The 25858-nt window shown below is 64.3% G+C and carries 22 protein-coding genes, 2 pseudogenes and 1 riboswitch; of the genes and pseudogenes, 16 read left to right on the forward strand and 8 right to left on the reverse strand.

Annotation, left to right across the window (positions count from 1 at the left end; genetic code table 11):
- Positions 1-8 precede the first annotated feature (8 nt).
- Together ONR75_RS01945 and ONR75_RS01950 are read left to right on the forward strand one after the other, a co-directional pair.
- Positions 9-1325 (forward strand): SDR family oxidoreductase, encoded by a 1317-nt coding sequence (locus tag ONR75_RS01945; protein WP_265081147.1) that lies wholly within the window; start codon positions 9-11, stop codon positions 1323-1325.
- An 11-nt stretch (positions 1326-1336) separates the two neighbouring features.
- Positions 1337-1759, forward strand: coding sequence for a thiol-disulfide oxidoreductase DCC family protein (locus ONR75_RS01950; protein ID WP_265083915.1), 423 nt, complete (start codon positions 1337-1339; stop codon positions 1757-1759).
- A gap of 3 nt (positions 1760-1762) precedes the next feature.
- On the opposite strand, the gene ONR75_RS01955 is transcribed toward ONR75_RS01950, so the two are convergent.
- Positions 1763-3016: a flavin monoamine oxidase family protein gene (locus ONR75_RS01955; protein ID WP_265081148.1), complete on the reverse strand. Its 1254-nt coding sequence runs from the start codon at positions 3014-3016 to the stop codon at positions 1763-1765.
- 150 nt (positions 3017-3166) lie between these two features.
- On the opposite strand from ONR75_RS01955, the gene maiA reads away from it, so the two are divergent.
- On the forward strand, positions 3167-3829 hold the full coding sequence (maiA, locus tag ONR75_RS01960; protein WP_265081149.1) for a maleylacetoacetate isomerase: 663 nt from the start codon (positions 3167-3169) through the stop codon (positions 3827-3829).
- A 226-nt stretch (positions 3830-4055) separates the two neighbouring features.
- On the opposite strand, the gene typA is transcribed toward maiA, so the two are convergent.
- The 5 genes from typA to ONR75_RS01985 form a co-directional block, all read right to left on the reverse strand.
- On the reverse strand, positions 4056-5879 hold the full coding sequence (gene typA, locus ONR75_RS01965; protein WP_265081150.1) for a translational GTPase TypA: 1824 nt from the start codon (positions 5877-5879) through the stop codon (positions 4056-4058).
- 306 nt (positions 5880-6185) lie between these two features.
- Complete coding sequence (locus tag ONR75_RS01970; RefSeq protein WP_265081151.1) at positions 6186-6428, reverse strand: hypothetical protein; 243 nt, start codon at positions 6426-6428, stop codon at positions 6186-6188.
- The gene (locus ONR75_RS01975) at positions 6425-7840 is read right to left on the reverse strand and encodes a radical SAM protein (protein ID WP_265083916.1); all 1416 of its coding nucleotides are present in this window, start codon (positions 7838-7840) and stop codon (positions 6425-6427) included. Before ONR75_RS01975 ends, ONR75_RS01970 begins: the two co-directional genes overlap by 4 nt.
- Positions 7821-8537, reverse strand: coding sequence for a prolipoprotein diacylglyceryl transferase (locus ONR75_RS01980; RefSeq protein ID WP_265081152.1), 717 nt, complete (start codon positions 8535-8537; stop codon positions 7821-7823). The genes ONR75_RS01975 and ONR75_RS01980 overlap by 20 nt, the downstream gene beginning before the upstream one ends.
- A gap of 97 nt (positions 8538-8634) precedes the next feature.
- Complete coding sequence (locus ONR75_RS01985) at positions 8635-10188, reverse strand: alkaline phosphatase D family protein (protein ID WP_265081153.1); 1554 nt, start codon at positions 10186-10188, stop codon at positions 8635-8637.
- A gap of 142 nt (positions 10189-10330) precedes the next feature.
- Positions 10331-10524: riboswitch (cobalamin riboswitch) on the forward strand.
- A 104-nt stretch (positions 10525-10628) separates the two neighbouring features.
- On the opposite strand from ONR75_RS01985, the gene ONR75_RS01990 reads away from it, so the two are divergent.
- From ONR75_RS01990 to ONR75_RS32345, 3 genes are read left to right on the forward strand one after another with little or no spacing between them, the layout of a single operon-like run.
- Positions 10629-12908: a TonB-dependent receptor gene (locus tag ONR75_RS01990; protein WP_265081154.1), complete on the forward strand. Its 2280-nt coding sequence runs from the start codon at positions 10629-10631 to the stop codon at positions 12906-12908.
- A gap of 2 nt (positions 12909-12910) precedes the next feature.
- On the forward strand, positions 12911-13960 hold the full coding sequence (locus ONR75_RS01995) for a PepSY domain-containing protein (protein ID WP_320109682.1): 1050 nt from the start codon (positions 12911-12913) through the stop codon (positions 13958-13960).
- A 17-nt stretch (positions 13961-13977) separates the two neighbouring features.
- Positions 13978-14361, forward strand: coding sequence for a PepSY domain-containing protein (locus ONR75_RS32345; RefSeq protein ID WP_320109683.1), 384 nt, complete (start codon positions 13978-13980; stop codon positions 14359-14361).
- 161 nt (positions 14362-14522) lie between these two features.
- Here ONR75_RS32345 and ONR75_RS02000 read toward each other — a convergent pair.
- A pseudogene (locus tag ONR75_RS02000) lies at positions 14523-15856 on the reverse strand (TAXI family TRAP transporter solute-binding subunit).
- Here ONR75_RS02000 and ONR75_RS02005 point away from each other — a divergent pair.
- From ONR75_RS02005 to ONR75_RS02020, 4 genes are all read left to right on the forward strand, one after another.
- Positions 15810-16001 (forward strand): hypothetical protein, encoded by a 192-nt coding sequence (locus ONR75_RS02005; RefSeq protein ID WP_265083930.1) that lies wholly within the window; start codon positions 15810-15812, stop codon positions 15999-16001. The pseudogene ONR75_RS02000 and the gene ONR75_RS02005 overlap by 47 nt on opposite strands.
- Positions 16002-16159: 158 nt before the next feature.
- A complete protein-coding gene (locus ONR75_RS02010; RefSeq protein ID WP_265081155.1) occupies positions 16160-16465 on the forward strand; it encodes a 4a-hydroxytetrahydrobiopterin dehydratase in 306 nt (101 codons plus the stop codon).
- 77 nt (positions 16466-16542) lie between these two features.
- Positions 16543-16926 carry a YkvA family protein gene (locus ONR75_RS02015; RefSeq protein WP_265081156.1) on the forward strand — a complete coding sequence of 128 codons (384 nt, stop codon included), beginning with the start codon at positions 16543-16545 and terminating at the stop codon, positions 16924-16926.
- Between the two features lie 103 nt (positions 16927-17029).
- Entirely contained in the window at positions 17030-17428 is a 399-nt protein-coding gene (locus ONR75_RS02020) for a host attachment family protein (RefSeq protein ID WP_265081157.1), read from the forward strand.
- Positions 17429-17606: 178 nt separating this feature from the next.
- Here ONR75_RS02020 and ONR75_RS02025 read toward each other — a convergent pair whose 3' ends face one another.
- Positions 17607-18581 carry an NADPH:quinone oxidoreductase family protein gene (locus ONR75_RS02025; RefSeq protein WP_265083495.1) on the reverse strand — a complete coding sequence of 325 codons (975 nt, stop codon included), beginning with the start codon at positions 18579-18581 and terminating at the stop codon, positions 17607-17609.
- A gap of 231 nt (positions 18582-18812) precedes the next feature.
- Here ONR75_RS02025 and ONR75_RS02030 point away from each other — a divergent pair, with 231 nt between their 5' ends.
- The 6 genes and pseudogenes from ONR75_RS02030 (at position 18813) to ONR75_RS02055 (ending at position 25804) form a co-directional block, all read left to right on the forward strand.
- Positions 18813-19406 (forward strand): invasion associated locus B family protein, encoded by a 594-nt coding sequence (locus tag ONR75_RS02030; protein ID WP_265083496.1) that lies wholly within the window; start codon positions 18813-18815, stop codon positions 19404-19406.
- A gap of 230 nt (positions 19407-19636) precedes the next feature.
- Positions 19637-20881 (forward strand): 23S rRNA (adenine(2503)-C(2))-methyltransferase RlmN, encoded by a 1245-nt coding sequence (gene rlmN / locus ONR75_RS02035; protein ID WP_265081158.1) that lies wholly within the window; start codon positions 19637-19639, stop codon positions 20879-20881.
- Positions 20882-21020: 139 nt separating this feature from the next.
- A complete protein-coding gene (locus ONR75_RS02040; protein WP_265081159.1) occupies positions 21021-21497 on the forward strand; it encodes a hypothetical protein in 477 nt (158 codons plus the stop codon).
- Between the two features lie 83 nt (positions 21498-21580).
- A complete protein-coding gene (locus tag ONR75_RS02045) occupies positions 21581-22387 on the forward strand; it encodes a phosphatase PAP2 family protein (protein ID WP_265081160.1) in 807 nt (268 codons plus the stop codon).
- A gap of 84 nt (positions 22388-22471) precedes the next feature.
- Positions 22472-23808 (forward strand): annotated as a pseudogene (gene argG, locus ONR75_RS02050) (argininosuccinate synthase).
- Positions 23809-24043: 235 nt separating this feature from the next.
- The gene (locus ONR75_RS02055; RefSeq protein ID WP_265081161.1) at positions 24044-25804 is read left to right on the forward strand and encodes an alkaline phosphatase; all 1761 of its coding nucleotides are present in this window, start codon (positions 24044-24046) and stop codon (positions 25802-25804) included.
- The last annotated feature ends 54 nt before the right edge of the window (positions 25805-25858 follow it).

A 25858-nucleotide genomic window follows, 5' to 3' on the forward strand; every position in this document is an offset into this window, starting at 1 on the left:
GAATGCTCATGACCCACGCCATGCCACATGTTCTGGTGCTCGGCGCCTCCGGTCTGATCGGCCGTTTTATCACCGACGATCTGCGCGCTCGCGGCTTTGCGGCAACCGGCCTGGCGCGACGGTTCTCGCCATCGCAGGCATCCGCCGGCGATCTCGCCTTGCCGGTGATGGCGATGGACGTTACCGCCCTGGCACAGTTGATGCGCACGCGGGAGATCGATCTGGTCGTCAACTGTCTCGGCATACTGCAGGACGGTCCGGGCAGCGATACCGGCGCGGTGCATCGCGATTTTGTCGCGCGGCTGCTGCAGGCAATCCGCGACAGCGGCCGCGACATCCGCTTTGTCCACGTCTCGATTCCGGGCAGCGCTGCCGACGACCAGACCGCATTCAGCCGCACCAAGCGCGAGGCCGAACAGCTGATCATTGCCTCTGCCGTGCGCTACGCCATCCTGCGGCCCGGCTTCGTGATCGCGCCATCGGCCTATGGCGGCAGCGCCATGCTGCGTGCGCTGGCGGCGCTGCCGGTGGACCTGCCGGCCGCCGAGTCTGCGACGCCGTTTCAGCCGGTGGCGGTGACGGACGTCGCCGCCACCGTGGCATGGCTGGCGGAGCACGATGCGGCAGCCGGCCCCGGCGTGGTATGGGACCTGATGGCGCCACATCCGGCAGCACTGGGCGATGTGGTCGCACAATTCCGCCATGCCTTCGGTACGACCCAGATACCGCGCTTCGCGCTGCCGGCATTTTTGCTCGATCTCGGCGCGCGACTCGGCGATGGCGTCAGCTGGCTAGGCTGGTCGCCGCCGATGCGCAGCACGGCCATTGCCGAACTGCGCCGCGGCGTGCGGGGCGATCCCGCGCCGTGGATGGCGGCCACCGGCATCGCGCCAACGACGCTGGCACAGGCGGTGGGCGACCGCGGCGCCAGCATCCAGGACAAGTGGTTCGCCCGGTTGTTCCTGATCAAGGCGCTGGTCATTACCAGTCTGGCGCTGTTCTGGATCGCCTCGGGCTTCATCGCCGTGGTGCTGTCGCTGCCGGCCACCAAAGCGATCCTCGTCAGTCATGATTTCCCGTCGGTCTGGGTTGCGCCGCTCGCCATTGGCACGAGCGTGATGGACATGACCATCGGCGTGCTGATCGCATTCCGCCGCAGTTGCGCATTCGGTCTGATCGCCGGCATGCTGGTGTCGCTCGGCTACATGGTGGGCTGCGCGCTGCTAACCCCGGACCTCTGGCTCGAACCGCTCGGCGCGCTGGTCAAGACCGGTCCGGCCATCGTGCTGATGCTGGTGGCGCTGCTGACGCTGGACAATCGGTGAGCGATCTTGCGATGACGGACAACGTGACGCCAGCCTGGCCCGACGACGACGTCATCCTTTACGACGGCGTCTGCATCTTCTGTTCGCACTGGATCCGCTTCGTCGCCGCACGCGACGTGAGCAGGCGCTTCCGCTTCACCGCGATACAGTCGGACTACGGCATAAGTCTTGCGAAACATTTCGGCATCGATCCGGAAAATCCTGACACCAACGCCGTAATCCATGGCGGCGTCGCGTACTTCAAATCTGACGCCGCACTGACCGTGCTGTCGCTGCTGCCAGGCTTTGGATGGGTGCGTGTCCTGCGCGTCGTGCCGCGAGGGCTGCGCGACGCCGTCTACAATCTCGTCGCCAGAAATCGCTATCGGATTTTTGGGCGTAGCGCGGTGTGCATGGTGCCGGATGCGGAGTTGCGGAAGAGGGTAATGGAGTAGACGCTAGGTTCGCTGGCGATCAAGCTCCTGGAGCAACTCCCCCGCCGCCCGTTCCCCGCTGTCCCTTGCCCCATGCGCCGTCGAGAAGAAGTTCGGTGACGTCGCTTCGCCGGCAAAGAACATTCGGCCATCCACCGGCGCCGCAAGGATGGCGCGGGCGCCGGCGTGGCCGGGGCTGGCGGCGGAGTAGGCGCCCTGCGCGAAGGGGTCGTGGGCCCAGCGCGATTCGGCGAGCGGCGTCAGGCGTCTGCGAAAATCCGAACCGAGCAGGGCGACGATCTCGTCGATGGCCTGCGCCGACAGCGCGCCGGCGCCGGCGTCTTCCAGCTCGCGGGCGAACGGTCCGCCGTAAAAGCCTTCGATGGTGGGCGTGCCGAACGGCCGGATCTGGAAACTGCCGACGCCGCTACTAGTGGTGGCGCCGCGCAGGCCGGAATCGCTCGGCGTGTTGTCGGCGCCGGCGAGCGCCAGCAGCACCTTGTTGTTGGTGCCGAGCGGCAGCCCGCGGGCGGCATCGACCTTTGCGACGAGCGGCGGATCAAAGCGGATCGATTCATTGGCGAGCAGGTTGCTCGGCATGGTGACGATGACCTCTGCCGCGCTCAGCGTGCCCTTCGATGTTTCGATCCTGATGCGCGCGCCGGAATGATCGATCAGCGTCACCCGGGTATTCAGCGATACCGGGCACGGCGCGCCATAGGCCGAGATCAGCGCGCCATAGCCGGCCGACAGCCGCCAGTTCACCTCGGTGTCTTCATAGGCGTCCATGTCGTGCAGCGAGACACGGTCGAGGGTGACGCCGTTGATATAGGTGCTGATGGCATCGATCATAGGATTCCAGCGGTTGCCCGGCTCCAGGCAGGTGCTGGCAGGGGCGTCCGCGTCGTTCTCGGCGGCGGCCTCGGCGCGGTCGTAGAAGGCGTCGATGGCCTGGAAGAAATCGATCCGGTCGGCCTTCGGAAAGGTCCTCTCATAGCTGCCCTCGCGCCACGGCGCGCGGGCCTTGTTGATCGCGAAGCCGAGTTGTTGGGCGATGGCCACGAATGAATTCTTGTCGGCGGAGTGCAGCCAGCCGCAGCCCATGTCGAACGGGATGCCGGGCGCGGCCATCACCGTATGGGCGCGGCCGCCGATCCGGTCGCGGGCTTCCAGCACGATCGCTGACAGGCCGGAATTCTCCAGCGCGCGGGCCGCGCCGAGGCCGGCGGCACCGGCGCCGATGATGGCGACGTCGATCTCGGAGGGAAAGTTTGTCATCGCACCGGTGAATCGTTGCGGGTTGCAGGGATCGTGATGCGGCCTCACGCCGGATTGTCGTGACAGTGGGATATCGTCTTGCTTGAATTATTCAAGCCGCCGGGCGTCACGGTCGTGTCCGTCCCAAGCCCGTTCACAAAGGATCGTTCCATGACTGACACCCCGGACTTCGAGCTCTATGGCTTCTGGCGGACGTCGGCGACCTACCGGGTCCGCGTCGCCTTGAATCTTAAAGGGCTGGTGGCCCATGAGCACGTCATCGATCTCGACAAAGGCGAGCAGCTCAGCCCGGCCTTTCTGAAGATCAATCCGATGGGCGCGATCCCGGCGCTGGTCACGCCCGGTCATCCGCCGCTGACGGAATCGCTGGCGATTCTGGAGTTTCTCGACGAGACCCATCCGGCGCCGCCGCTGCTTCCGGCCGATCCGCACGGCCGCGCCCGGGTGCGGTCGATCGCCCAGATGCTGGCCGGCGACACCCATCCGCTGATCACGCCACGAGTGCGGAAATATCTGGCAGGTACTGGCGGTTTTGACGATGCGGCGGTGCGCGCCTGGATCGTGCACTGGTTCACGGTGGGGCTGGCGGCCGTCGAGACGCGGCTCGCCGGCGAGGCCGCGACAGGGACGTTCTGTCATGGCGACCAGGTGACCATGGCGGACATCTGCCTTGCCAGCATCACCGCGGTGATGCGTGCGCTGGGCATCACGGTGCAGGATATTCCGACCATTGGTGCCATCGTGGCGCGCTGCGAGGCGCTGGAGGCCTTTGCCAAGGCCGATCCGATGAAGCAGATCGGTGCGCCGGTCTAACCACAACGCAACTGTCATCGCCCGGCCGGCGCGCAATTGCGCGCCAGGACCGGGGCGACCCAGTAAACGCCGGCTTCGCGGCTCATGAACGACGATGTTTACTGGGTCGCCCGCTTTCGCGGGCGATGACAGCGGCGTGTGTGGTGGGCTGAAAACCCTGCACTCAAAATAAAAATGCCCGGCATGAGCCGGGCATTTTGTAATTATCAACTCAAGTCGTCGTCGCTTACGCGATAACTTCCTTGGTCTTTTCCGCGCGCTTGCGCTCGTTGGCATCGAGATGCTTCTTGCGCAGGCGGATCGACTTCGGGGTGATCTCGACCAGTTCGTCGCTCTCGATATAGGCCAGCGCCTTTTCGAGGGTCATGCGGATCGGCGGGGTCAGGCGGACGGCTTCATCCTTCGAGGTGGTGCGGATGTTGGAGAGCTGCTTGCCCTTGAGAACGTTGAGTTCGAGATCGTTCTCGCGGGTATGCTCGCCGATGATCATGCCCTTGTAGACCTTCCAGCCGGGCTCGATCATCATCGGGCCGCGGTCTTCCAGCTTGAACATGGCATAGGCCACCGCTTCGCCGGCGTCGTTCGAGATCAGCACGCCGTTGCGGCGGCCGGCGATCTCGCCCTTGTACGGCAGGTAGGCGTGGAACAGGCGGTTCATGATCGCCGTGCCCTTGGTGTCGGTCATCAACTCGCCCTGATAGCCGATCAGGCCGCGGGTCGGTGCGTAGAACACCAGACGCAGGCGGTTGCCGCCCGACGGGCGCATCTCGATCATCTCGGCCTTGCGTTCGCTCATCTTCTGCACGACCACGCCGGAGAACTCCTCATCGACGTCGATGACGACTTCCTCGACCGGCTCGAGCACGTTGCCGTCCTCGTCCTTGGTCAGCACCACGCGCGGACGCGACACGGAAAGCTCGAAGCCTTCGCGGCGCATGTTTTCGATCAGGATGGCGAGCTGCAATTCGCCGCGGCCGGACACTTCCATCGCATCGCGGTCGGCGGATTCGACGACCTTGAGCGCGACGTTGCCTTCGGCTTCGCGCAGCAGGCGGTCGCGGATCAGGCGGCTGGTGACCTTGTCGCCTTCGGTGCCGGCGAGCGGCGAGTTGTTGACGATGAAGGACATCGACACGGTCGGCGGATCGATCGCCTGGGCCTGGATCGGGATCTCGACCGAGGGATCGCAGAAGGTGTCGGCGACGGTGCCCTTGGGCAGGCCGGCGATGGCCACGATGTCGCCGGCTTCGGCGATGTCGACCGGCTGGCGCTCGAGGCCGCGGAAGGCGAGGATCTTGGTGATGCGGCCGGTTTCCACCAGCTTGCCGTCACGCGAGATGACCTTCACGGCCTGGTTCGGCTTCACCGAACCCGACGCGATGCGGCCGGTGATGATGCGGCCGAGATAGGGGTTGGCCTCGAGGATGGTGCCGAGCATGCGGAACGGGCCTTCTTCGACCACGGGCGGCGGCACATGCTTGATGACCAGGTCGAACAGCGGCTTCATGCCGACGTCATGCGACGCGTCCGGGCTGTCGGCCATCCAGCCGTTGCGGCCGGACCCGTACAGGATCGGGAAGTCGAGCTGGTCGTCGGTGGCGTCGAGGGCGGCGAACAGGTCGAACACCTCGTTGACGACTTCGGTGATGCGGGCGTCCTGACGGTCGACCTTGTTGATGGCGACGATCGGGCGCAGGCCGAGCTTCAGGGCCTTGCCGACCACGAACTTGGTCTGCGGCATCGGGCCCTCAGCGGCGTCGACCAGCACGATCACGCCGTCGACCATGGACAGGATGCGCTCGACCTCGCCGCCGAAGTCGGCGTGGCCCGGGGTGTCGACGATGTTGATCTGGACGTCTTCCCAATGCACCGAGGTGCACTTGGCGAGAATGGTGATGCCGCGCTCTTTTTCGATGTCGTTCGAATCCATGGCGCGCTCGACCTGCCGCTGGTTGTCGCGGTAGGTGCCGGACTGCTGCAGCAGCTTGTCGACGAGGGTCGTCTTGCCGTGGTCAACGTGTGCGATGATGGCGATGTTGCGAAGGTTCATAGGTCTTCTTCTGGGTTCTACGGTCTGGGTGCCCGGAGCGGGTTCAACTAAGGCATGTCCAACAAAGCCATCAGGCCTTGCGCTCACCGCGCCGTCGGTTCTGCCTCGTCTGAAAACGCGCTGGGGCAATCCCTCCAAAAGCAAACCCGGCCAAAGGGGGCCGGGTACTCGGACGCGTTGCGTCGCAATATAGTGGGAAATCGCTAGAAAACAACGATAAAGGTCGCCGGGTCGGCCAAAAAACGGCGGCCGTTCCCGGCGTTTTCGGGGATTTTTGCGGCCCGGAGCCGATTCCCGCGCCAATGCTTAACGCCGGCGCCCCCGAAACGCGGCCCGGAGCAGCATGATGCCGCCAAATCCGATCAGGAGGCAGACGAGGATCAGGGGCAGGAAGGTCGAGACTATCGGGTCGTTGATGGACACCGCCCCGACCACCAGTGCGCACAGGCCCGGCAGCAGCAGGATGGTTCCGGTGACGACCATCAGGGCCGTGAGCCAACCACTGCGCGGCTGCTGCTGCTGTGGCGCGTCGTTCGCCGGGTCGCTCATGGGATGACCTCCTTCGCCATGCGTTTGCGGATGCCGTCGATGCTGCCGTCGCGGTAGAACAGGTTGTAGGTGTCGAACGGGATGATCTGGCCAGATGGTGTCACGAAGTGGATGCAGGAGCGCTTGACGTTGCCGACGCAGAAATTGAAGCGGTCGAGAAACTGCACGATGGTGACGCGGAACACGCTTTCGTAGCCGAGATTGGCCGGCGCCTCGAACTGCGGCAGGCAGCACAGGAATTCGCTGATGCGCTGCCCGGTGTTCAGCGGCCCCGATGACAGCGAGAACAGCTCGATGAATTTTTCCCGCAGCACGGGATGTTTTTCCAGGCTGATGGTGTTGGGCATGATGTCGACCAACTGCTGTTGCGGGATCAGCGAGGTCACCGGCAGCACCTTGTCGCCGTTGCGCACGCCGTAGCCGATGGAAATGCTTTCCGGATTGCACGGCAGGGGAATCATATCGGCATCGCCGAACACGCCGGTCTCGACCACGCGGCGGCGGATCTCCGACAGCATGATGCGGTCGGTATCCTTGTTGAAATTCTCGTTGCGACCGGCGTCCTGCACCGGCTGCAGGGTCACGCCGCGCACGCACTTCCACGTCAAGGCATGACGCACGATGTCGCCGATCTCGTGGTCGTTGACGCCGCGCTTCACGGTGGCGACCAGTGTCGCCGAGACTCCGTGCGCCTCGAGATTTTCCAGCGCCTGCTGGCGGATCTTTCGCAGGTTGGCGCCGCGCAGGTTGACCAACGCGTCGCGCTGTAGCGAATCGAATTGCAGATAGACTTCCAGGCCGCGCTTCTGTTCGGCGAGGCGCTTCACAAATTCCACGTCGCGGGCAATGCGCAGCCCATTGGTATTGATCATCACATGGCGAATCGGTCGCGCCCGCACCGCGTCGAGGATGGCGAAAAAGTCGGGATGCAGCGTCGGTTCGCCGCCGGAGATCTGCACCAGGTCCGGCTCGCCCTCGCTGGCCACCAGCGCGTCGAGCATCCTTTCGATGGTCGGCAGCGGCAGGAAGGTCGAGCGCGCCGGCGAGGATTCGGCAAAACACACCGGGCAGGTGAGGTTGCAGTGGTCGGTGATCTCGATCAGTGCCAGGCAGGAATGCTGTTCGTGATCCGGGCATAGCCCGCAATCATAGGGGCAGCCGAATTCGGTCTTGTGCTGGAACGACAACGGCCTGTCGCCGGGCTTGATAAAATCCTTGCACTTGCGCCAGTAGGCGGCGTCATCGGACACCAGCGTCGACTGCACGCCGTGCTGCCGGCAGCGCTTCTCGTACCAGACCTCGTTGCCGAGGATCTGGATTTTTGTCGGCACCAGCTTGAGGCAGACTTCGCACAGCGATTGGGTCTGGCCCCAGAAAATGTAAGGGCGCGATCTACGCAGCGGCGCGTTCATCATTCAATCTCGCGACGGGCGCCGTGCCTAGCATCAGCGCGGCATAGACCGCGATGCCGAGCGACAGCAGGTGAAACAGCGTCAGTGGGCCAACCACCGCAGCATAGGGTTTTAAAAACTCCCACGCAAAGCGCTGCAGTCCATAGAAGGCGAGCGCGAGATAGAAGCCGTTGGCGATGATGAAGGTACTGTGCCGGAATACGGCGACGGCATAGGCGGCAGCGAAGCCGGCCATGGCCATGCTTTCATAGAGCTGCACCGGATGCCGCAAGATGCCGTCGCCGAAGTCATGCGCCCAGGGCAGCGATGTCGGCGTGCCATAGGTGAAGTCGTCGAGCCCGGCGAAGTAGCAGCCGAGCCGGCCGACGGCGATGCCCACCGCCAGCGGCAGCGCGAAACGCGCGCCGGTGCGCTGCGTGATGCCGTGGCGCCATTTGTAGAGTTCGATGGCGACGACGCCCCCGGCAATGGCGCCTTCCACCGAGCGCGCGACGCCCGGCACGCCCGACAGCCAGAGATTCAGACTGCCGAACAGGTAGGCGCCGACGCCGGCGCCGAACACCAGCGCCGCGACATAGGGCAGCGCGGTGGATTGTTTCGGAAACTGCAGATGCCGCACCCGCGACAGCCACAGGCCGGCAAAGCCGGCGGCAAGCCATGCCGCGATATCGAAGATGGCGTGGATCGATCCGCTCATGAAAGAAGCGTAGCAAGGATGCGGCGGGGATGTCCCGCCAATTCACTGTCGTTGCGGGGCGCGTGCGGCTGGCGCCTTGCGCGCCCCGCAATGCCGATCAGGCGATCTTCGGATCCAGCGTGGTGGCCCACAGCGCCACGTCGGCGCGGTCGCGCAGGGTGACGGTCATCTGGCCGGAGGCCCCGTCGATCCTGACGTGGCCGAAGAACTGCATGCCGGCGGAGGGCGGCAGGTTCTGCTTGTCGGCGCCCGGTGCCTTGACGAACTTCACCTCGGGTCCAAACGTATTGTCCATGCCGCCCGGGCCGAACGAGCCGGCATGGAACGGGCCGGAGACGAATTCCCAGAACGGTTCGAAATCCTGGAACTGGGCCTTCTCCGGATTGTAGTAGTGCGCGGCGGTGTAGTGCACATCGGCGGTCAGCCACACGGTGTTGAGGACGCCCGAGGACTTGATGAAGCGCAGGAGCTCGGCGATTTCCAGCTCGCGACCGCGCGCCGGGCCATCGCCCTGGGCGATCGCCTCGGAGCCCTTGTGGTTGACGGCGTCGTCCTCGACGATGATGCTGATCGGCATATCCGACGCGATCACCTTCCAGGTCGCCTTCGAGGCCAGCAGCGCGCGCTTCAGCCAGGCCAGTTGGTCCGGACCGACGAAATACGCATCGGGACCGTACTTTTCCTGCAGGTTCGCGCCGTTGGGGCCGCGATAGCTGCGTTCGTCGAGCATGAAGACGTCGAGATACGGACCGTAATTCAGCGTGCGGTAGACCCGGCCGGGTTCGACGATGCTCTCGCGGATCGGATACATCTCGTGATAGGCGCGCCCGGCCCGCGCCGCGAGCAGCGTGACGTCGCGCTCCTTGTAGGAGGCCGGCAATTGCTTCGACAGCGACCAGTTGTTGGTGACCTCGTGGTCGTCCCACTGGCCGAACACCGGCACCTGCGCATTGAAGGCGCGGACATGCTCGTCGAGCAGGTTGTATTTGTGCGCGGCGCGGAATTCGTCGAGCGTTTCGGCGACCTTTGCCTTCTCCGGTACAATGGTGGTGTTCTTCCAGACCCTGCCGTCGGTGGTCTTGGTTTCCGCGGTGATGACGCCGTCGGCATAGATGGTGTCGCCGGAGTGGATCAGGAAATCCGGATTGTGTTTCCGCATGGTGGCGAAGGTGAACATGCCGCCATCGTCGGCATTGATGCCGAAGCCCTGGCCGGCGACGTCGCCGCCCCACACGAAGCTGACATCGCGGCGATCGGCCGGCGCTGTGCGGAAGCGGCCGATCACCGGCTCGCTGACGATGTCGAAGTGCGAGAGATCGCGAAACTTGACGCGGTAGAAAATGTCCTGCCCGGCGGGCAGGTTCTCCAGCAGCATTTTTGCGGTGAAGTCGCTCTCCGGCAGGGCGTTGATCGGCGGCAGCGCGCGGGCATTCTTGAAGGATTCGGTGGTCGAGACCTCGACCATCATCTGCGACGCCCGGTCTGCGCGCGACCACACCATGCCGCTGTCGACGCCGATGTCGCCGGACTGCACGCCATGGCCGATCACGGGCCGGTCCGCGGCGCGGCTGAGATAGGGCATCGCCAGCACGCCCATGCCGGCGGCGGCGGTCGTGGACAGGAAACGGCGGCGCGAAAAGGTCGTGGCCATGGAAAACTCCTGAAGTCCCGGATGAGAACGGCTCTAAAGAGTTTTGCTGACGGCGCTGTGACATGCGGTCGCAGCTCTTTCCTTCGTCCTGGCGCACGCCGGCACGACAGATGAATCCGCATTGACACATTCCGAAATCGCACCGTAACGTGGCCGCGACGGTTCCCTTCGGGGATCAAAAGGGAATGCGGTGAGGGATTTCCCGATTCCGCGGCTGCCCCCGCAACTGTAAGCGGCGAGCCTTCTGCCATCAGCCACTGGACGTTCGCGTCTGGGAAGGCGGCACAAGGCACTGACCCGCGAGCCAGGAGACCTGCCGCCAGTCGTGGTCACACGCGAGCACATTGGGCGGGGTGTCCTGGTGGTAGCCGAACCGTATCCCCTCAGGGATTTGGTCCGACTTCGTTCGCGGTGACGTGCCACGTAACCGCGAGTCGAACATGACCTCCGTCGTCTCTGCATCGAACCGATGCAATCCCTTCCTGTATTCCGTCGCATTCTCTTGCCTGCTCTGCCCGACTGACGGCTGGAGCCAGGGTGCCAGCCCCAGCCAGGCGCTCGACCCAGTCGTGGTGCAATCGCCGGCCGCACCGTCCGCCAGGCGCCGCGTGGCCAACAGCGGCAGCGCGTCGCGCGCAATACGGACGCGCCAGCAGCGTGCGACAGCCACCGGTGCGCCCGTGGCATCGCCGGCCGGCCCCGCAGCTTTTGCCGCGCCGACGCTCAACCTCACCGGTACGTCATCGACCGGCAGCCGCCTTGGTCTGACACGATTGCAGACGCCGGCAAGTGTCGAAATCATCACCGCCGAGACAATGGCCGAGCGTGGTCAGCAGAACATCATTGCCGCTGTGACGCAGAATGCCGCCGGCTTCACCGCCGCGCCGGCGCCGGGCAACGGCAGCATCGCCTTCAACACACGCGGCTTTACCGGCAACGGCACTGTCATGACGCTGCTTGACGGCACCCGTCTCTATGTCGGCTCGGGTACGCTGACCTTTCCCTACGACACCTGGTCGTCGGAGCGCATCGAAGTGCTGCGCGGTCCGGCATCCGTGATGTATGGCGAAGGCGCCATCGGCGGCGCCGTCAACGTCATCTCGAAGCTGCCGCTGTGGGTGCCGCGCAACCAGGCGGAAATTTCGCTCGACACCAATCTGGAGCGCCGCATCGCCGTCGATAGCGGCGGCCCGATCAGCAAGGACCTCGCCTATCGCATCACCGCCACCGGCAACATGTCGGACGGCTGGGTCGATCGCGACCGCCAGTCCAATGTCGAAGTTCATGCTGCCGTGCAGATCAAGCAGACCGAAGACATCAGCTGGACAATCTCGACCGATTACGGCGATCGCAGCCCGTCGCGCTATTTCGGCACGCCGCTGATCAACGGCAAGCTCGACACGTCGCTGCGCTTCCAGAACTACAACGTCGGCGACAGCAGCATCCGCTATCAGGACAGCCAGAGTCAGGTGAAGACCGAGTGGCAGGTGAGCGACGGGGTCACGTTGCGCAATACGTTGTATTACCTCGACAGCCAGCGGCATTGGCGCGACGAGGAAAGCTACGTCTACAACGCCAGAACCGGCCTGATCGATCGGGGCGGCGGCAACTATATCGAAATCTTTCACGACCAAGCGCAGATCGGCGATCGTTTCGATGCGACGTTCCACGGCCATCTCCTCGGCATGGCCAACGAATTCGTCACCGGCTTTGACGTCAACAACATTTCCTTCACCCACACCAACAACTCGCCCTATGCGGGCGCGTCGTCAGTGCCGCTGTTCAATTTCAATCCCGGCTCGTTCTCCGCCACCACGTCACCGACCGTTCCGGGCTTCAGCTCCACCACCAACCAGTATGGCGTATTTGCGGAAAATCGCCTTTCGGTCACCGACCAGCTGGCGCTGATCGCAGGTATCCGTCAGGACGAGCCGACCGTCGCGCGCACTGATTACGTGACGCCCGCCAACAGTTATGAGAAGTCGTATCACGCGACCAGCTGGCGCGCCGGTGCTGTCTATACGCCGATCAAGGATCTCGCCTTTTATGGCCAGTATTCCGTGGCCGTCGATCCGGTGAGCAACCTGATCACCAACTCGGCGGCGAACAGCACCTATCAGCTGTCCAACGGCAACCAAGTGGAGGTCGGCGTCAAGCAGTTGTTCTGGAACGGGCGCGGCGAGTGGACGCTCGCCGGCTATGAGATCGTGAAGAACAATTTGCTGGCGCGCGATCCGAACAACCTGAACGTGACGTTGCAGATCGGCCAGCAATCGTCGCGTGGAATCGAGGCTTCGGTCGGACTTGCCCTCGACCAGGGCTGGCGCATCGACGCCAACACGGCCTTCCTGCGTGCGAAGTATGACAACAACCTGCAGGTGGTCAGCGGCGTCCCGATTAACTACGCCGGCAACGTGCCGGTGTACGTGCCGCAAAACGTCTCGAATATCTGGGTGACCTGGGCCTTCGCGCAGAACTGGTCGGCCAATGCCGGCGTGCAGATCATAGGCAAGCGCTTTGCCGACCTCGCCAATACGTTGGAAATGCCGGCCTACAACGTCGTCAACGCCGGCCTGCAATGGAAGCCGGACGTCAACACCACCGTCTCGTTGCGCGTCTATAACCTGTTCGACACGATCTATGCGACGTCGGGCGGCATCAATCAGTGGCTGCTCGGCATGCCGCGCACAGCACAACTCGCCGTGAACGTGAAGTTCTGAGCGTGCCGCGCAGACTGACGCGGACACTGCGGCGGTGGCTGTATATCGGCCACCGCTGGATCGGGATTATCACCTGTCTGTTCTTTGCCATGTGGTTCGTGTCCGGCGTGGTGATGATGTATGTGGCGTTTCCCGGCCTTTCCGAAAAGGAGAGGCTGGCGGCGCTGCCCGACATGGCGTGGGAAAAGGTCCGGTTGTCGCCGGACGCGGCGATGGCCGCGGCCGGCGCCAAGACCTTTCCGCGCGATCTCCGGCTCCAGATGCTGGACGACGAACCGGTGTACCGGCTGACCGGCTGGGATGGACAGCGCCAGACGATCTCCGCCAGTGACGGCCACGGCATCGACGGCGTGACGCTGGATCGGGCGCTGGCGGTGGCGCGCCACTATCCGGGGGCCGCCGATGTGCAATCGATCGAGATGGTTGAGCGTGACCAGTGGAGCGTCACCGCGCGCTACGATCCGTTTCGGCCGCTGTATCAGATCGCTCTCAACGACGCCGCCGGGACGCGGCTCTACGTGTCATCGCGTACCGGCGAAATCGTGCTCGATACCAGCGCCACCGAGCGCGTCTGGAACTGGCTCGGATCAATTCCGCACTGGATCTATCCGACCGTTCTGCGGAAGGACAACGCGCTGTGGCGACAGGTCATCCTGTGGCTGTCCGGGATCTGCCTGGTGGTGGCGGTCAGCGGCATCTGGATCGGCATCCTGCGCGTGCGGCTGCGCAGGCGCTATAGCGGCGGCCGTGTCACGCCCTATCGCGGCTGGATGGCGTGGCATCACGTCACCGGCCTGTTCGCGGGGGTGTTCGTGCTGACCTGGATGTTCTCAGGCTGGCTGTCGGTCAATCCCGGCGAGGTCTTCAGCAGCCGGGGGCCGTCGCGCGAGATGCTGCAGCGTTACGCCGGCCATGACGCGCCGACCGTCGCTGCTGTCGTTGCCGTAACGCCGTCGTCGCGTGCCGTCGAAGCGCGCTTCGTCTGGCTGGGCGGCGCGCCGTTGATGCTGCTGGCAAATCGTCAGGGGCGCAAGCTGCCGTCGATCCCTTAACTGGAACAGCGACGCCTTTGTCCGATGATCGGATATTCGCAGCGGCCCGCACCCTGCTGCCCGACGTCGCAATGACCATGCAGGCGCGGTTGGACCAATACGATTCATACTGGTACGCGCATCACGGAACCCGCGTGCTGCCGGTGCTGCGCGCCGGCTTCGACGATGTCGCGCAGAGCTGGTTTCATCTGGATCCCGTGACCGGTGACGTGCTTGGCCGCAGCGATACCAGCCGCCGCAGCTATCGCTGGCTGTTCAATGCGCTGCACAGCTTCGATTTCCCGCTGCTGCTGACCTATCGTCCAGCCTGGGATGTGGTGGTGTGGCTGTTGTCGCTGCTGGGAATGATTGTTTCGGTCAGCGGCGTGGTCATCGGCTGGCGGTATCTAAGGAAGACATAGGGCGTTGCGACGCCTCCGCACTCTCTGCTGTCATCGCCGGTCGCGCGCATTTGCGCGCCAGGACCGGGCGACCCACTACACAGGCAGTGGTGATAGCCACAACGTCAGCGTTTACTGGGTCCCCCGCTTTCGCGGGGGATGACAACCGAGTGTGTCGCAGCTTACGCCACCTGGACCCGGTTCAGCCGCGCCGGCTCCGGCGGGATCATGCCGATCAGCGCCTTGCGGTCGGCGACGGCGTTGTGGAATTGCTCGAGCGCGATGTTGAAGGCGGTCAGCGAACCCTCCTCGATGGCGCCATGCTCGAAGCAGTTCAGCGTGTCGCGCAGGATAGCGTCGGCTTCCGCCTGCATCCGGTCGAGTTCTTCCAGCGATTCGCTGTGCCGGGCGATCGCCAGCATGTCGAGCAGCCGCTCGCGCAGGGTGCTGTTGTTGTTGCGTTCGTCGCGCTTCATGTAGCTGGCGAACCAGGCGCCCGCGGAGCCCATCGCCGACAGGCCCATCAGGCTCCACCAGATATAGTCGCTGTAGCGGTCGAGAAATGTCTTCTCCTCGCCGTCGACATAGGCGGCGGCGCCGGGATGCACCGGGATCACCGCGTCCTTGTCGGTATCGGGAGTCTCTATCTTGGCGGCGAGCGGGAAGTCGGTGATCAATTGCTGGCGGATCGCGAACAGTTGTCGGGTGAATGCCGCAATCGTTGCGTCGGACAAGCCCTGGCGGGCGACGATATGGTGCGAAAAGCTGATGGTCTTGAGATCGTCGTCGGGCCGGGCCGGCGAGCCGCCGAACACGCCGGCGGGAATTTCCGCCGCCTCGTACATCGGGAAGTTCTGTGCGATCGCCTCCGCCGAATCGATGGTGAGAAAGGTCGGCGTGCCGCCATCGCGCGACGACGCAGTGATGGCGTCGTTGGTGATCTTGCTGTTGACCGGGCCTGCCGCCAGGAACGCATCGACCTTCTGATCCTTGACCGCTTCCGCCACTTCGGTGGTGGAGAACTGCACCTTGGTGACCTTGGCGGGATCCACGCCGTACTGTCGGAGAATAATATTGAGCAGGTTGATATTGGCCGGGGTGCGGCCGATCACGCCGATCCGCCGTCCGGACAATTGTGAGATCTTGGTAATCTTCGGCGCAGCTTTCTTGCCCTTTGCCGCCGGCGGCACCCACAGCACCGCGACGTTCTTGCGCAAGGTGGCAACGGCGCGGGCATTCTTCGGCACGTCGAGGTCTCCGCGGATGATGGCGAGATCGACCTTGCCGTCGGCCAGGGCCTTGGCGCTGGCGGTCGCCCCTCGGTCAGGACCGGGCGCAATCGAACGGTATTGTGGTCGCGGGAGAACGCCTGCACCAGCGCCTGCACCACCTTGACGTCGTCGCTGTTGGGCGGGCCGACGGCGATCCGCAACGGCACCGGCTTCATCGCAAAATAATAGGCGCTGGAGATGGCACCGACCAGCGCCAGCGTCCCGGCCAATACGATCAGCGTCATCTTGCGCTTGACCGAACGCGGCGACGGCGGACCGACCGGTGCGATCACCTCGGGACCGTCCGCAATCGATCTCGAAAACAATCGCTTCAGCCTGAAGGTCATTTGGCCATACGGTCGGATTGCGGGGACAGTGTATCGAGCTTAGCAAATCGCACAGACGGCGCGCAGTTCCATCGGCATGATGGTTACCGGCGGCCTTGGTTACCTTTCGCATCCTGCACGGCATTGCTGCCTTATTGTGGCAGGGATCCTTCCGCTGTCACGGGGTGTTAAGGTCAACAGTGAGTGAAGCAGGAGGTCGCGATGGTGGAACGTCTGTCGGCGGAGGCGCGCAAGGCGGCGCTGGCCGGATTGCCGGGCTGGAGCGAGGTGACCGGGCGCGATGCCATTGCCCGGACCTTTACCTTCAAGGATTTCAACGAGGCCTTCGGCTTCATGTCACGTGCCGCACTGGTCGCCGAGAAGGCCGACCATCACCCGGAATGGCGCAATGTTTACAAGGTGGTGGAGGTGGTGCTGTCGACCCACGACGCCGACGGCGTGACCGCGCGCGACGTTGCCCTGGCCACCGCCATGAACGCCATCGCCGCGCAGTCCGGCGTTGCCTGAGCGCCCAATCTTGCGAGGCACGGCCGACATCACCACTTTCCTGACAGCGGCCGGTTACGGTCGAGAGGATCTTGTCGATGGAATTCGAGCATAGCGTGGGCTTCGAGCCGGCCGACCGGCTGGCGCAGGACCATGACAGCGTGCGCAGGCGGTTCTGGATCAAGCTGAAGCGGCTGGCCGTGCGGCTGCCTTTTGTCGAGGATCTGCTGGCTGCGTATTATTGCGCATTCGACCGCCAGACGCCGCGCCATGTCCAGGCAGCGCTGCTGGGCGCCATCGCCTATTTCGTGCTGCCGTTCGATTTCGTGCCGGACATGCTGCCCATTCTCGGCTTCACCGACGACGCCGCGATCCTCGCTACCGCGCTGCGCATGGTCGCCAGCCACATCAGGCCGGAGCATCACGAGGCGGCGCGTGCGGCGATGGCGCGCGGTCTCGACAAGGGCGACGCCGCGGCCTGATTTGTCGCGGCGCGCGGCAGGAACTTCGCGACGTCTGATCCATTGGTGCGATGAGCCGTTTGAGCGATCTCACTCCGGCAATCATCCCATCATGGAGAATTCGATGATCCTTCCCACGGATACCATCGTCGCCGTCGCCGACGGCGAAAAGCTGAATCTGTTCCGCAATACCGGCACCGAAACCGAGATGAGCCTTGTTGCGGCTGCGGATCAGGACGTCGAAGCCGCCGTCGGCGCCGGCGGCACGAACAGCTCGTCGGCCAATCCCGACCAGAGCCGCGTCGAGGAAGACGGCTTCGCCACCGGCATTGTCGCGATGCTGAACCAGCGTGTGCTGGCCGGCAAGTTCAGCAATATCGTGATCATCGCCGCGCCGAAGACGCTGGGCGAGATGCGCAAGCACTATCACAAGAAGCTGGAAGAGGCGTTGGTCGGCGAGATCGCCAAGGACCTCACGGGGCATTCGATCGCCGACATCGAGAAGTCGATCCACGCCGCGTAATAATTCGACCACACACTCGCTTGTCGTCCCCGCGAAAGCGGGGACCCAGTAAACGCTGTCGTCGAGATCCATCGCCAATGCCGGCGATTACTGGGTCGCCCGGTCCCGGCGCGCAATTGCGCGCCAGGCCGGGCGATGACAACGGAGCATTAGGTAGCTGCGGATGATAAGCGGATAGCTACGGCTTCAAGATCACCTTGCCCATGGCCTGCCGTCCCGCCAGCACGTTGAGCGCGTCGGCGGTCTGCGCCAGCGGGAAGGTGCGGTCGACGTGGGATGAGATCTTGCCCTCGGCGGCCCACCTCACCAGCTTTTCCAGATTGGCGCGGTTCTTCGCCGGGTTCTTCTTCACCCACGCGCCCCAGAACACCCCGCGAATGTCGCAACCCTTCAGCAGCGCGAGATTGAGCGGCATCTTGGGAATGTCGCCGGCCGCGAAACCTATCACCAGGAAGCGGCCTTCCCAGGCGATGGCGCGCAAGGCGGCTTCGGCGTAGGTGCCGCCGACCGGATCGAAGATGATATCCGCGCCGTTGCCGCCAGTCAGCCGCTTCAGGCCTTCCTTGAGATCCTCTGTGGCGTAGTTGAGGCCGAGTTCCGCGCCGTGCTGTTTGGCGAAATCGAGTTTTTCGTCCGACGATGCGCAGGCGATCACCTTGAGGCCCATCAGCCTGCCGAGTTCGCAGGCCGCAAGCCCGGTGCCGCCGGCAGCGCCGAGCACCGCCAGCGTCTCGCCGGGCTTCGGGCTGGCGCGGTCTTCCAGCGCATGCAGCGCGGTGCCGTAGGTGATGATGCAGCCTGCGGCGCGATCGAAGTCGAGGTTGTCGGGAATCTTCACCGCAGACGCCGCGGGCACGGCGACCTTCTCGCGCGCGCCGTTGTAGCCGACCGAGGCCACCACGCGGTCGCCCACCTTGAGGTCGCTGACGCCTTCGCCGACGCTGTCGATCACGCCCGCGACTTCGGCCGCCGGCGAGAACGGGAACGGCGGCTTGATCTGGTACTTGCCCTGGATCATCAGGATGTCGAAGAAATTCAGCGCCGCGGATTTGATCGCGATCACCACTTGGCCGGGTTCGGCGACGGGATCCGCGATGTCGGCCAATACGAGATCGTCGGGTTCGCAGAACTGCGAGCAGAGAATGGCTTTCATCGACATCTGACCTTCTGATTGAGACAGTTGGTGCTTCTTGCCGGATTTGTCGGATGCCTACAATCTGATTCGCATCCGTGCCTGCCGGGCTGCCTTTCCAAACCGGGGTTTCCCGGTTAAGTCAGACGACGTGACGGCGCGGATGCGGGCCATCTTCCAGTCACAATAATGAGGGATCGAGACTTGATGTTGGTGCGGCGAATTCTGACGGTTGTGGCGATGGGCGCGTTGATGGGCAGCATGTCCAGTGGCGTGCATGCGCAGAGCGCCCCGTCCAAAGGCGCAAAACCGGCTGCGGCGAAACCTGCGCCGGCGAAGCCGGCCACTACTGCCGCCAAGCCCGCTGCGGCCACGCCTGCCGCCGCGAGCGGCGGCGCCGAGCCGACCCTGATCGGCCAGTTCGGTACCTGGGGCGCCTACACCGCGACCCCGAACGGCAAGAAGGTCTGCTTCGCGCTGGCCAAGCCGTCGTCGTCGAAAACCAATCCGCCGAATCGCCCGCGCGATCCCGCCTATGCGTTCATCTCGACGCGTCCGGCCGAGAAGGTCGTCAACGAAGTCTCGATCATGATCGGCTACCAGCTCAAGCCCGGCTCGGAATCGGCGCTGGAAGTCGGCGGTGCGCGCTACGCCATGTATACCCAGGGCGACGGGTTGTGGATCAAGAACGCCGCCGAGGAAGAGCGCATGGTCGAAGCGCTGCGCAAGGCGCCCGATGTCACGGTCAAGGGCGTCTCTGCCAAGGGCACCGAGACCACCGATACCTTCTCGCTGAAGGGGCTGGCGCAGGCGCTGGACCGGCTGGCTCAGGATTGCCGCCGCTAATTTCTTGTCCCGGGCGCGTGCGCCGCAGAACCGGGACCGCCAAAAAGCCGTGGCCGTAACGGTCCCGGATCTGCGGAGCGGCACTTCGCGCCGCACCGCGTCCGGGACAAGTGGCCGATTTCCCGCTAAATCATTGCCGCCGTTAATATTGCCGCAATTAGCGCCTTTTCAGGGCGTGCCGGAAAGCCTATCTGAGGCTGACATTCCCGCGACATCACAGATCGACCACCATGACCCCTGTTTCAGCCGAGGCCGGTTCCGCCATTGACGTCCCGACGGGCGTTCCGCACGGCGAAGCGCCGCTCGAGAAGACTGCCCTCGAGACCTATGTTCCGCTGGCGAAACCGTCGCTGATCGGCCTGTCGCGGGCGGAAATCGCCGATCAGCTCGGCTCGATCGGGGTCGCGGTGGCCCAGCGCAAGATGCGCAGCCAGCAGCTGTGGCACTGGATGTATGTCCGCGGGGTCCAGAACTTTGCGGAGATGTCCAGCATTTCCAAGGATATGCGGGCGCAGCTCGAACAGCATTTCACGGTCGCGCGGCCGGAAGTCGTGGCCGAGCAGATCTCCAATGACGGGACCCGCAAATGGCTGCTGCGGCTGCCGAGCGGCACCGCCGGCGAGAAGGCCCATGAGGTCGAGTGCGTCTATATCCCCGAGACCGACCGCGGCACGCTGTGCGTCTCCTCGCAGGTCGGCTGCACCCTGACCTGTTCGTTCTGCCACACCGGTACCCAGCGGCTGGTGCGCAACCTGACACCCGGCGAGATCGTCGGCCAGGTCATGGTCGCCCGCGATCGCCTCAATGACTGGGCCGACCGGGAGACCTCGAACGGCAACCGTCTCGTCACCAATGTGGTGATGATGGGGATGGGCGAGCCGCTGTACAATTTCGACGCGGTGCGCGACGCGCTGCTGATCGTCTCCGACAATGAAGGCATCGGCATCTCGCGCCGCCGGATCACTCTGTCGACCTCCGGCGTGGTGCCGAACATTTTCCGCACCGGCGACGAGATCGGCGTGATGCTGGCGATCTCGCTGCACGCGGTGCGCGACGAGTTGCGCAACGAGCTGGTGCCGATCAACAAGAAATATCCGCTGGCGGAACTGCTGCAGGCCTGCCGCGACTATCCCGGCGCCTCCAATGCGCGGCGCATCACCTTCGAGTATGTGATGCTGAAGGGCGTCAACGATTCGCTCGACGATGCCAAGCTGCTGGTGAAGATGCTGAAGGGCATCCACGCCAAGATCAACCTGATCCCGTTCAACCCGTGGCCTGGCACCAAATACGAGTGCTCGGACTGGGACCAGATCGAGAAGTTTTCCGAATACGTCTTCAACGCTGGCTACTCCTCGCCGGTGCGCACCCCGCGCGGCCGCGACATTCTCGCCGCCTGCGGGCAGCTGAAGTCGGAGACCGAAAAGCTCTCGGCACGCGAGCGCGCCGCATTGCGCGCCATGGCGATGACGGACTGATGCAGAACCTCATGGTGAGGAGCGCGACTTCGCGCGTCTCGAACCATGAGGATGAACTGCCCTCGCCCTTCGAGACGGCGCAAAATGCGCCTCCTCAGGGTGAGGGGCCAGCACATGATGCGGCGAAGAAGAGATTACAATGTCCCTGATCGGCCGGTTGTTCGTCGTCCTGTTCGGCTTCCTTGCCGCCTGCCTCGTGGCCGGCGGCATTGTCGTCTGTGCGATCCTATTTCCGGAAATGAGCGCACTCGACACCGGCGGCTTCGATCCCGACGCGCTCAATGTTCTGCTCGGCTTCGGCTTTATCTTCGTCAGCGGATTTGCGCTGCTGCCGGCGCTGGTGATCGTTGTCATCACCGAGGCCTTCGACGTGCGCAGCGCGCTGGCTTATGCGATCGGCGGCGCGGTGGTGGGTCTTGCCTGCTATCTCGGCCTGATCCCCTTCGATCCCGCGACACTGCATTTCGACGGCATCGTTCGCCGTCACCTCGAAGTGATGACGGGGGCCAGCATCGTTGGTGGCCTGATCTACTGGGTGATCGCCGGTCGCAATGCCGGCCGCTGGCGGCAGCCGAGGGGCGTTTTGCCGCAGCCGCCAGCCCCGCCCTCATCCTGAGGCGCCGCCGCAGGTGCGACGGCCTCGAAGGATGACATTTCGCAGCCTTTTCATCTGCACCCTCGTCGGCTAAACCGCCCGCCATGAACCGGACCGGACTCTTCATTGCGCTTGGGCTTTGCCTCGTCGTCGGACTGACCTTCGGGCTCCATCCGGAACTCGACCTGAAGCTGGCGGCGCTGTTCTACGACCCCGCCACCAAGTCATTTCCGCTGAAATCCGATGCGCTGGCCGCATTCGCGCGCGATGCAGCCATGTGGATCTGCTGGGCCTTCGTTCTGCCGTCCATCGTCGCTTTGCTCGTCAAGCTGATCTGGCCGAATCGCAAGCTGCTGGTCCCCGGCCGCACCGTCATGTTCCTGCTGGTCACCATCATCCTCGCTGCCGGCATCCTCACCAACCTGACCTTCAAGAGCCACTGGGGCCGGCCGCGGCCGGTGATGGTGAGCGAATTCAGCGGTCCGTGGCAGTTCAAGGCGTGGTGGGATCCGACCGGCGAATGCGGCCGCAACTGTTCGTTCTTCTCGGGCGAGGGCGCCACCGCATTCTGGACCTTCGCGCCCGCCGCCCTGACGCCACCCGCCTGGCGGCCGGTGGCCTATGTGGCCGCCGCAGCGTTCGGCGCGGTGACCAGTGGCCTCAGAATGGCGTTCGGCGGGCATTTCTTCACCGACGTGGCGATTGCCGGGCTGGTGACCTTCCTGGTGATCTGGCTGATCCACGGTTACATCTACCGCTGGCCCTCTACAAGATTGACGGATGAGGGCATCGATGCCGAACTGACCAAGCTGGCCTGGCCAAGCTATGCCTGGCGGCGGCGCCTGCTGGGTGGCCGCAGGCCCTCCAAGCCGTCCTTCGTCGACCGGATCACCGAGCAGCATCACGATTGAGCAGGCCGCTTGCGATGCCGCGTTGACGCGCTTTGCCTGGCCGGGCTATCGCTGGCGGCAGAAATTGCCCCGATTGGACGTTCGATGATCACGATCTTGAAGAGCCTGCCCCAGGGAAAAACGTCGGTATCGCCTTCTCCGGCGGGCTCGATACGTCCGCCGCGCTGCTGTGGATGAAGCAGAAGGGCGCTCGCGTCTTCGCCTATACCGCGAACCTCGGCCAGCCCGACGAGGCCGACTACGACGAGATTCCGCGCAAGGCCATGGAGTTCGGCGCCGAGAAGGCCCGCTTGGTGGATTGCCGCTCGCAGCTGGTTCATGAAGGTATCGCCGCCATCCAGGCCGGCGCCTTCCACGTCTCGACCGGTGGCATCGCCTATTTCAACACCACGCCGCTGGGCCGCGCGGTGACCGGCACCATGCTGGTCTCGGCCATGAAGGAAGACGGCGTCAATATCTGGGGCGACGGCTCGACCTACAAGGGCAACGATATCGAGCGCTTCTACCGCTACGGCCTGCTGACCAATCCGGACCTGAAGATCTACAAGCCCTGGCTCGACGACCAGTTCATCGACGAGCTGGGCGGTCGCGCCGAAATGTCGGCGTTCATGACCGCCCACGGCTTCGCCTACAAGATGTCCGCCGAAAAGGCCTATTCGACCGACAGCAACCTGCTTGGCGCCACGCACGAGGCCAAGGATCTCGAACACCTCAACACCGGCATCCAGATCGTCAAGCCGATCATGGGCGTGCCGTTCTGGCGCGACGATTGCGTCGTCAAGGCCGAGCGCGTCACGGTGCGGTTTGTCGAAGGCCAGCCCGTGGCGCTGAACGGCCAGACCTTCGCCGATCCCGTCGCTCTGTTCCTCGAGGCCAACGCGATCGGCGGCCGTCACGGCCTTGGCATGAGCGACCAGATCGAGAACCGGATCATCGAGGCCAAGAGCCGCGGCATCTACGAAGCGCCGGGCATGGCGCTGCTGCACATCGCCTATGAGCGCCTCGTCACCGGCATCCACAACGAAGACACCATCGAGCAGTACCGCATGAGCGGGATGAAGCTCGGACGGCTGCTGTATCAGGGTCGCTGGTTCGACTCGCAGGCCCTGATGCTGCGCGAGACCGCGCAGCGCTGGGTCGCGCGCGCCATCACCGGCGAAGTCACGCTCGAACTGCGCCGCGGCAACGACTATTCGCTGCTCAACACCGAGAGCCCGAACCTGACCTATGCGCCGGAGCGGCTCAGCATGGAAAAGGTCGAGGACGCGCCGTTCACGCCGGGCGACCGCATCGGCCAGCTCACCATGCGCAACCTCGACATCAGCGACACCCGCGCCAAGCTGGACCTTTACGCCAAGGCCGGCCTGCTGAGCGCCGGCGAGGGCTCCAGCATCCCGAAGCTGGATAACGACAAGAGCTGAGGATCGTGTCCCGGACGCGGTGCGGCGCGAAGTGCCGCTCCGCAGATCCGGGACCCATCTTTCTTGCAGCAAGCTGGACCCCGGATCTGCGGCGCACCACGCCGCGAAGACGCGGCGCAGTGCATCGCGTCCGGGGAACGACCACCGCGAACTGACTCCAGCTCCGTCATTGACCCGTTATCCGGCCGTCGTAATGGAGGCCACCCGCCCGTGACGGGCGCTTGAGGCCTCCATCATGAAGTATCCCGTTGCCGCCGCAGCGTTTGCCCTGCTGCTGTCCAGCGCTTCGCAGCTCGCCGCGCAGACCATCTATCCGATAGACCGCGCCGATATCCTTGCCGGCGCGACTTTCGACTTCAAGGTGGAATTCCCCGGACCGGTCGACGCCGGGAATATCAAGGTCACCGTCAACGGCGCAGACGTTGCCACCGCGTTCGGCAAGGCTGCGACCTACATCGCGCGCGAGGATGGTAAGGAACAGTCGGCGCTGCTGCTGCGCGACGTCGCGCTGAGCAAGCCCGGGGCCTACACGATCGAGGTCAGCGACGGCACGACCAGCCGCTCCATCGCCTGGAACGTGTACGGCACCGGCGTCCGCAAGGCGAAGAACGTCATCCTGTTCATCGGCGACGGCCTGTCGCCGGCGCACCGCATCGGCGCGCGGCTGCTGTCGAAGGGCATCAGCGAGGGCAAGAGCCTCGGCAAGCTGGCCATCGACGACATGCCGCACATGGCTTTCGTGGCGACGGCAGGATCGGATTCGATCATCACCGATTCTGCCAATGCGGCCTGCGCCTATGCCACCGGCCACAAGACCGCGGTCAACGCGATGGGCGTCTATGCGGACCGCACCGCCAACCCGTTCGACGATCCGCGCGTCGAGACCATCACCAGCGTGATCCGCCGGCAGCGCGACATGGCCATCGGCATCGTCACCAACACCGAGATCGAGGACGCCACGCCGGCGGCCATGGTGGCGCATACCCGCCGCCGCGCTGCCTACGACCAGATCGTCGAGCAGTTCTTCGCCGCGAAGCCGGATGTGCTGATGGGCGGCGGCGCGGCGAACTTCCTGCCGCAGGCCAACGATGCCTCGAAGCGCAAGGATGACCTCGACTACATCGCGAAATTCCGCGACGCCGGCTATCCGTTCGCGGCGACCGCGCCCGAACTCAACGCGCTGGCGGCGAAACCCGACACGCGCAAACTGCTTGGCCTGTTCGCGCCGGGCAACATGGACGGCGTGCTCGACCGCAAGTTCCTGAAAGGCGGTGGGGTCAGGAAAAATCCGGAACAGCCGGATCTTACCGAGCAATTGCAGGGCGCGCTGAACATCCTGTCGCGTAACGACAACGGCTTCTTCCTGATGGTCGAATCCGGCCTGATCGACAAATATGCCCATGCCCTCGACATGGAGCGCGCGGTCTATGACACCATCATGCTCGACAATGCTGTGCGGCTGGCGCGCGACTGGTCGACCGCGCGCGGCGAGGATACGCTGATCCTGGTGGTCGCCGATCACAACCATCCGAACAGCCTGGTCGGCACCGTCAATGATGACATGGCTGCGCTGCCCAACACGCCGCTGCGCGAGCGCGTCGGCGTCTACGAAAAGGCCGGCTTCCCGAACTATCCCGCTCCCGACGCTGACGGTTATCCTTCGCGGGTCGACGTCAGCCGCCGCTTGGCGATCTTCTCGGCGAGCATCCCCGATCACTACGAGACGCTGCGTCCCAAGCTCGACAATCCCAACGAGCCCACCGAGAAGGGCGACACGCCCGGCAGCTTCAAGGCCAATGCGAAATACAAGGATGTGCCCGGTGCGGTGCTACGACTCGGCAACCTGCCGGCGATGATGAATGCCAGCGTGCATTCCGGCGAGGACGTCATCCTCACCGCGACCGGACCGGGCAGCGATCGCGTGCATGGATCGATGGATAATACCGAGGTGTTTCGCGTGATCGCCGATGCGCTGGGGCTGGCGGAGAAGCGCTGACTTTTTCCGGCTCTGCCTTTCAACTATCAAAATAAAAATGGCCGGGATTGCTCC

The organism is Rhodopseudomonas sp. P2A-2r, from assembly GCF_026015985.1.
Taxonomy (GTDB): domain Bacteria; phylum Pseudomonadota; class Alphaproteobacteria; order Rhizobiales; family Xanthobacteraceae; genus Tardiphaga.

What these genes read in the sequence shown, in the direction of transcription:
- ONR75_RS02020 (WP_265081157.1), top strand. Translation starts at nt 17,030, where the DNA reads ATGATCCTTCCCACGGATACCATCGTCGCCGTCGCCGACGGCGAAAAG.
- ONR75_RS01975 (WP_265083916.1), bottom strand. Translation starts at nt 7,840, where the DNA reads ATGAACGCGCCGCTGCGTAGATCGCGCCCTTACATTTTCTGGGGCCAG.
- ONR75_RS02045 (WP_265081160.1), top strand. Translation starts at nt 21,581, where the DNA reads ATGAACCGGACCGGACTCTTCATTGCGCTTGGGCTTTGCCTCGTCGTC.
- ONR75_RS02040 (WP_265081159.1), top strand. Translation starts at nt 21,021, where the DNA reads ATGTCCCTGATCGGCCGGTTGTTCGTCGTCCTGTTCGGCTTCCTTGCC.
- ONR75_RS01955 (WP_265081148.1), bottom strand. Translation starts at nt 3,016, where the DNA reads ATGACAAACTTTCCCTCCGAGATCGACGTCGCCATCATCGGCGCCGGT.
- ONR75_RS02010 (WP_265081155.1), top strand. Translation starts at nt 16,160, where the DNA reads ATGGTGGAACGTCTGTCGGCGGAGGCGCGCAAGGCGGCGCTGGCCGGA.
- ONR75_RS02005 (WP_265083930.1), top strand. Translation starts at nt 15,810, where the DNA reads ATGGCACCGACCAGCGCCAGCGTCCCGGCCAATACGATCAGCGTCATC.
- ONR75_RS01945 (WP_265081147.1), top strand. Translation starts at nt 9, where the DNA reads ATGACCCACGCCATGCCACATGTTCTGGTGCTCGGCGCCTCCGGTCTG.
- ONR75_RS02015 (WP_265081156.1), top strand. Translation starts at nt 16,543, where the DNA reads ATGGAATTCGAGCATAGCGTGGGCTTCGAGCCGGCCGACCGGCTGGCG.
- ONR75_RS02055 (WP_265081161.1), top strand. Translation starts at nt 24,044, where the DNA reads ATGAAGTATCCCGTTGCCGCCGCAGCGTTTGCCCTGCTGCTGTCCAGC.
- rlmN (WP_265081158.1), top strand. Translation starts at nt 19,637, where the DNA reads ATGACCCCTGTTTCAGCCGAGGCCGGTTCCGCCATTGACGTCCCGACG.
- ONR75_RS02030 (WP_265083496.1), top strand. Translation starts at nt 18,813, where the DNA reads ATGGGCAGCATGTCCAGTGGCGTGCATGCGCAGAGCGCCCCGTCCAAA.
- ONR75_RS01980 (WP_265081152.1), bottom strand. Translation starts at nt 8,537, where the DNA reads ATGAGCGGATCGATCCACGCCATCTTCGATATCGCGGCATGGCTTGCC.
- ONR75_RS01970 (WP_265081151.1), bottom strand. Translation starts at nt 6,428, where the DNA reads ATGAGCGACCCGGCGAACGACGCGCCACAGCAGCAGCAGCCGCGCAGT.
- ONR75_RS01950 (WP_265083915.1), top strand. Translation starts at nt 1,337, where the DNA reads ATGACGGACAACGTGACGCCAGCCTGGCCCGACGACGACGTCATCCTT.
- ONR75_RS01990 (WP_265081154.1), top strand. Translation starts at nt 10,629, where the DNA reads ATGACCTCCGTCGTCTCTGCATCGAACCGATGCAATCCCTTCCTGTAT.
- typA (WP_265081150.1), bottom strand. Translation starts at nt 5,879, where the DNA reads ATGAACCTTCGCAACATCGCCATCATCGCACACGTTGACCACGGCAAG.
- ONR75_RS01985 (WP_265081153.1), bottom strand. Translation starts at nt 10,188, where the DNA reads ATGGCCACGACCTTTTCGCGCCGCCGTTTCCTGTCCACGACCGCCGCC.
- maiA (WP_265081149.1), top strand. Translation starts at nt 3,167, where the DNA reads ATGACTGACACCCCGGACTTCGAGCTCTATGGCTTCTGGCGGACGTCG.
- ONR75_RS02025 (WP_265083495.1), bottom strand. Translation starts at nt 18,581, where the DNA reads ATGAAAGCCATTCTCTGCTCGCAGTTCTGCGAACCCGACGATCTCGTA.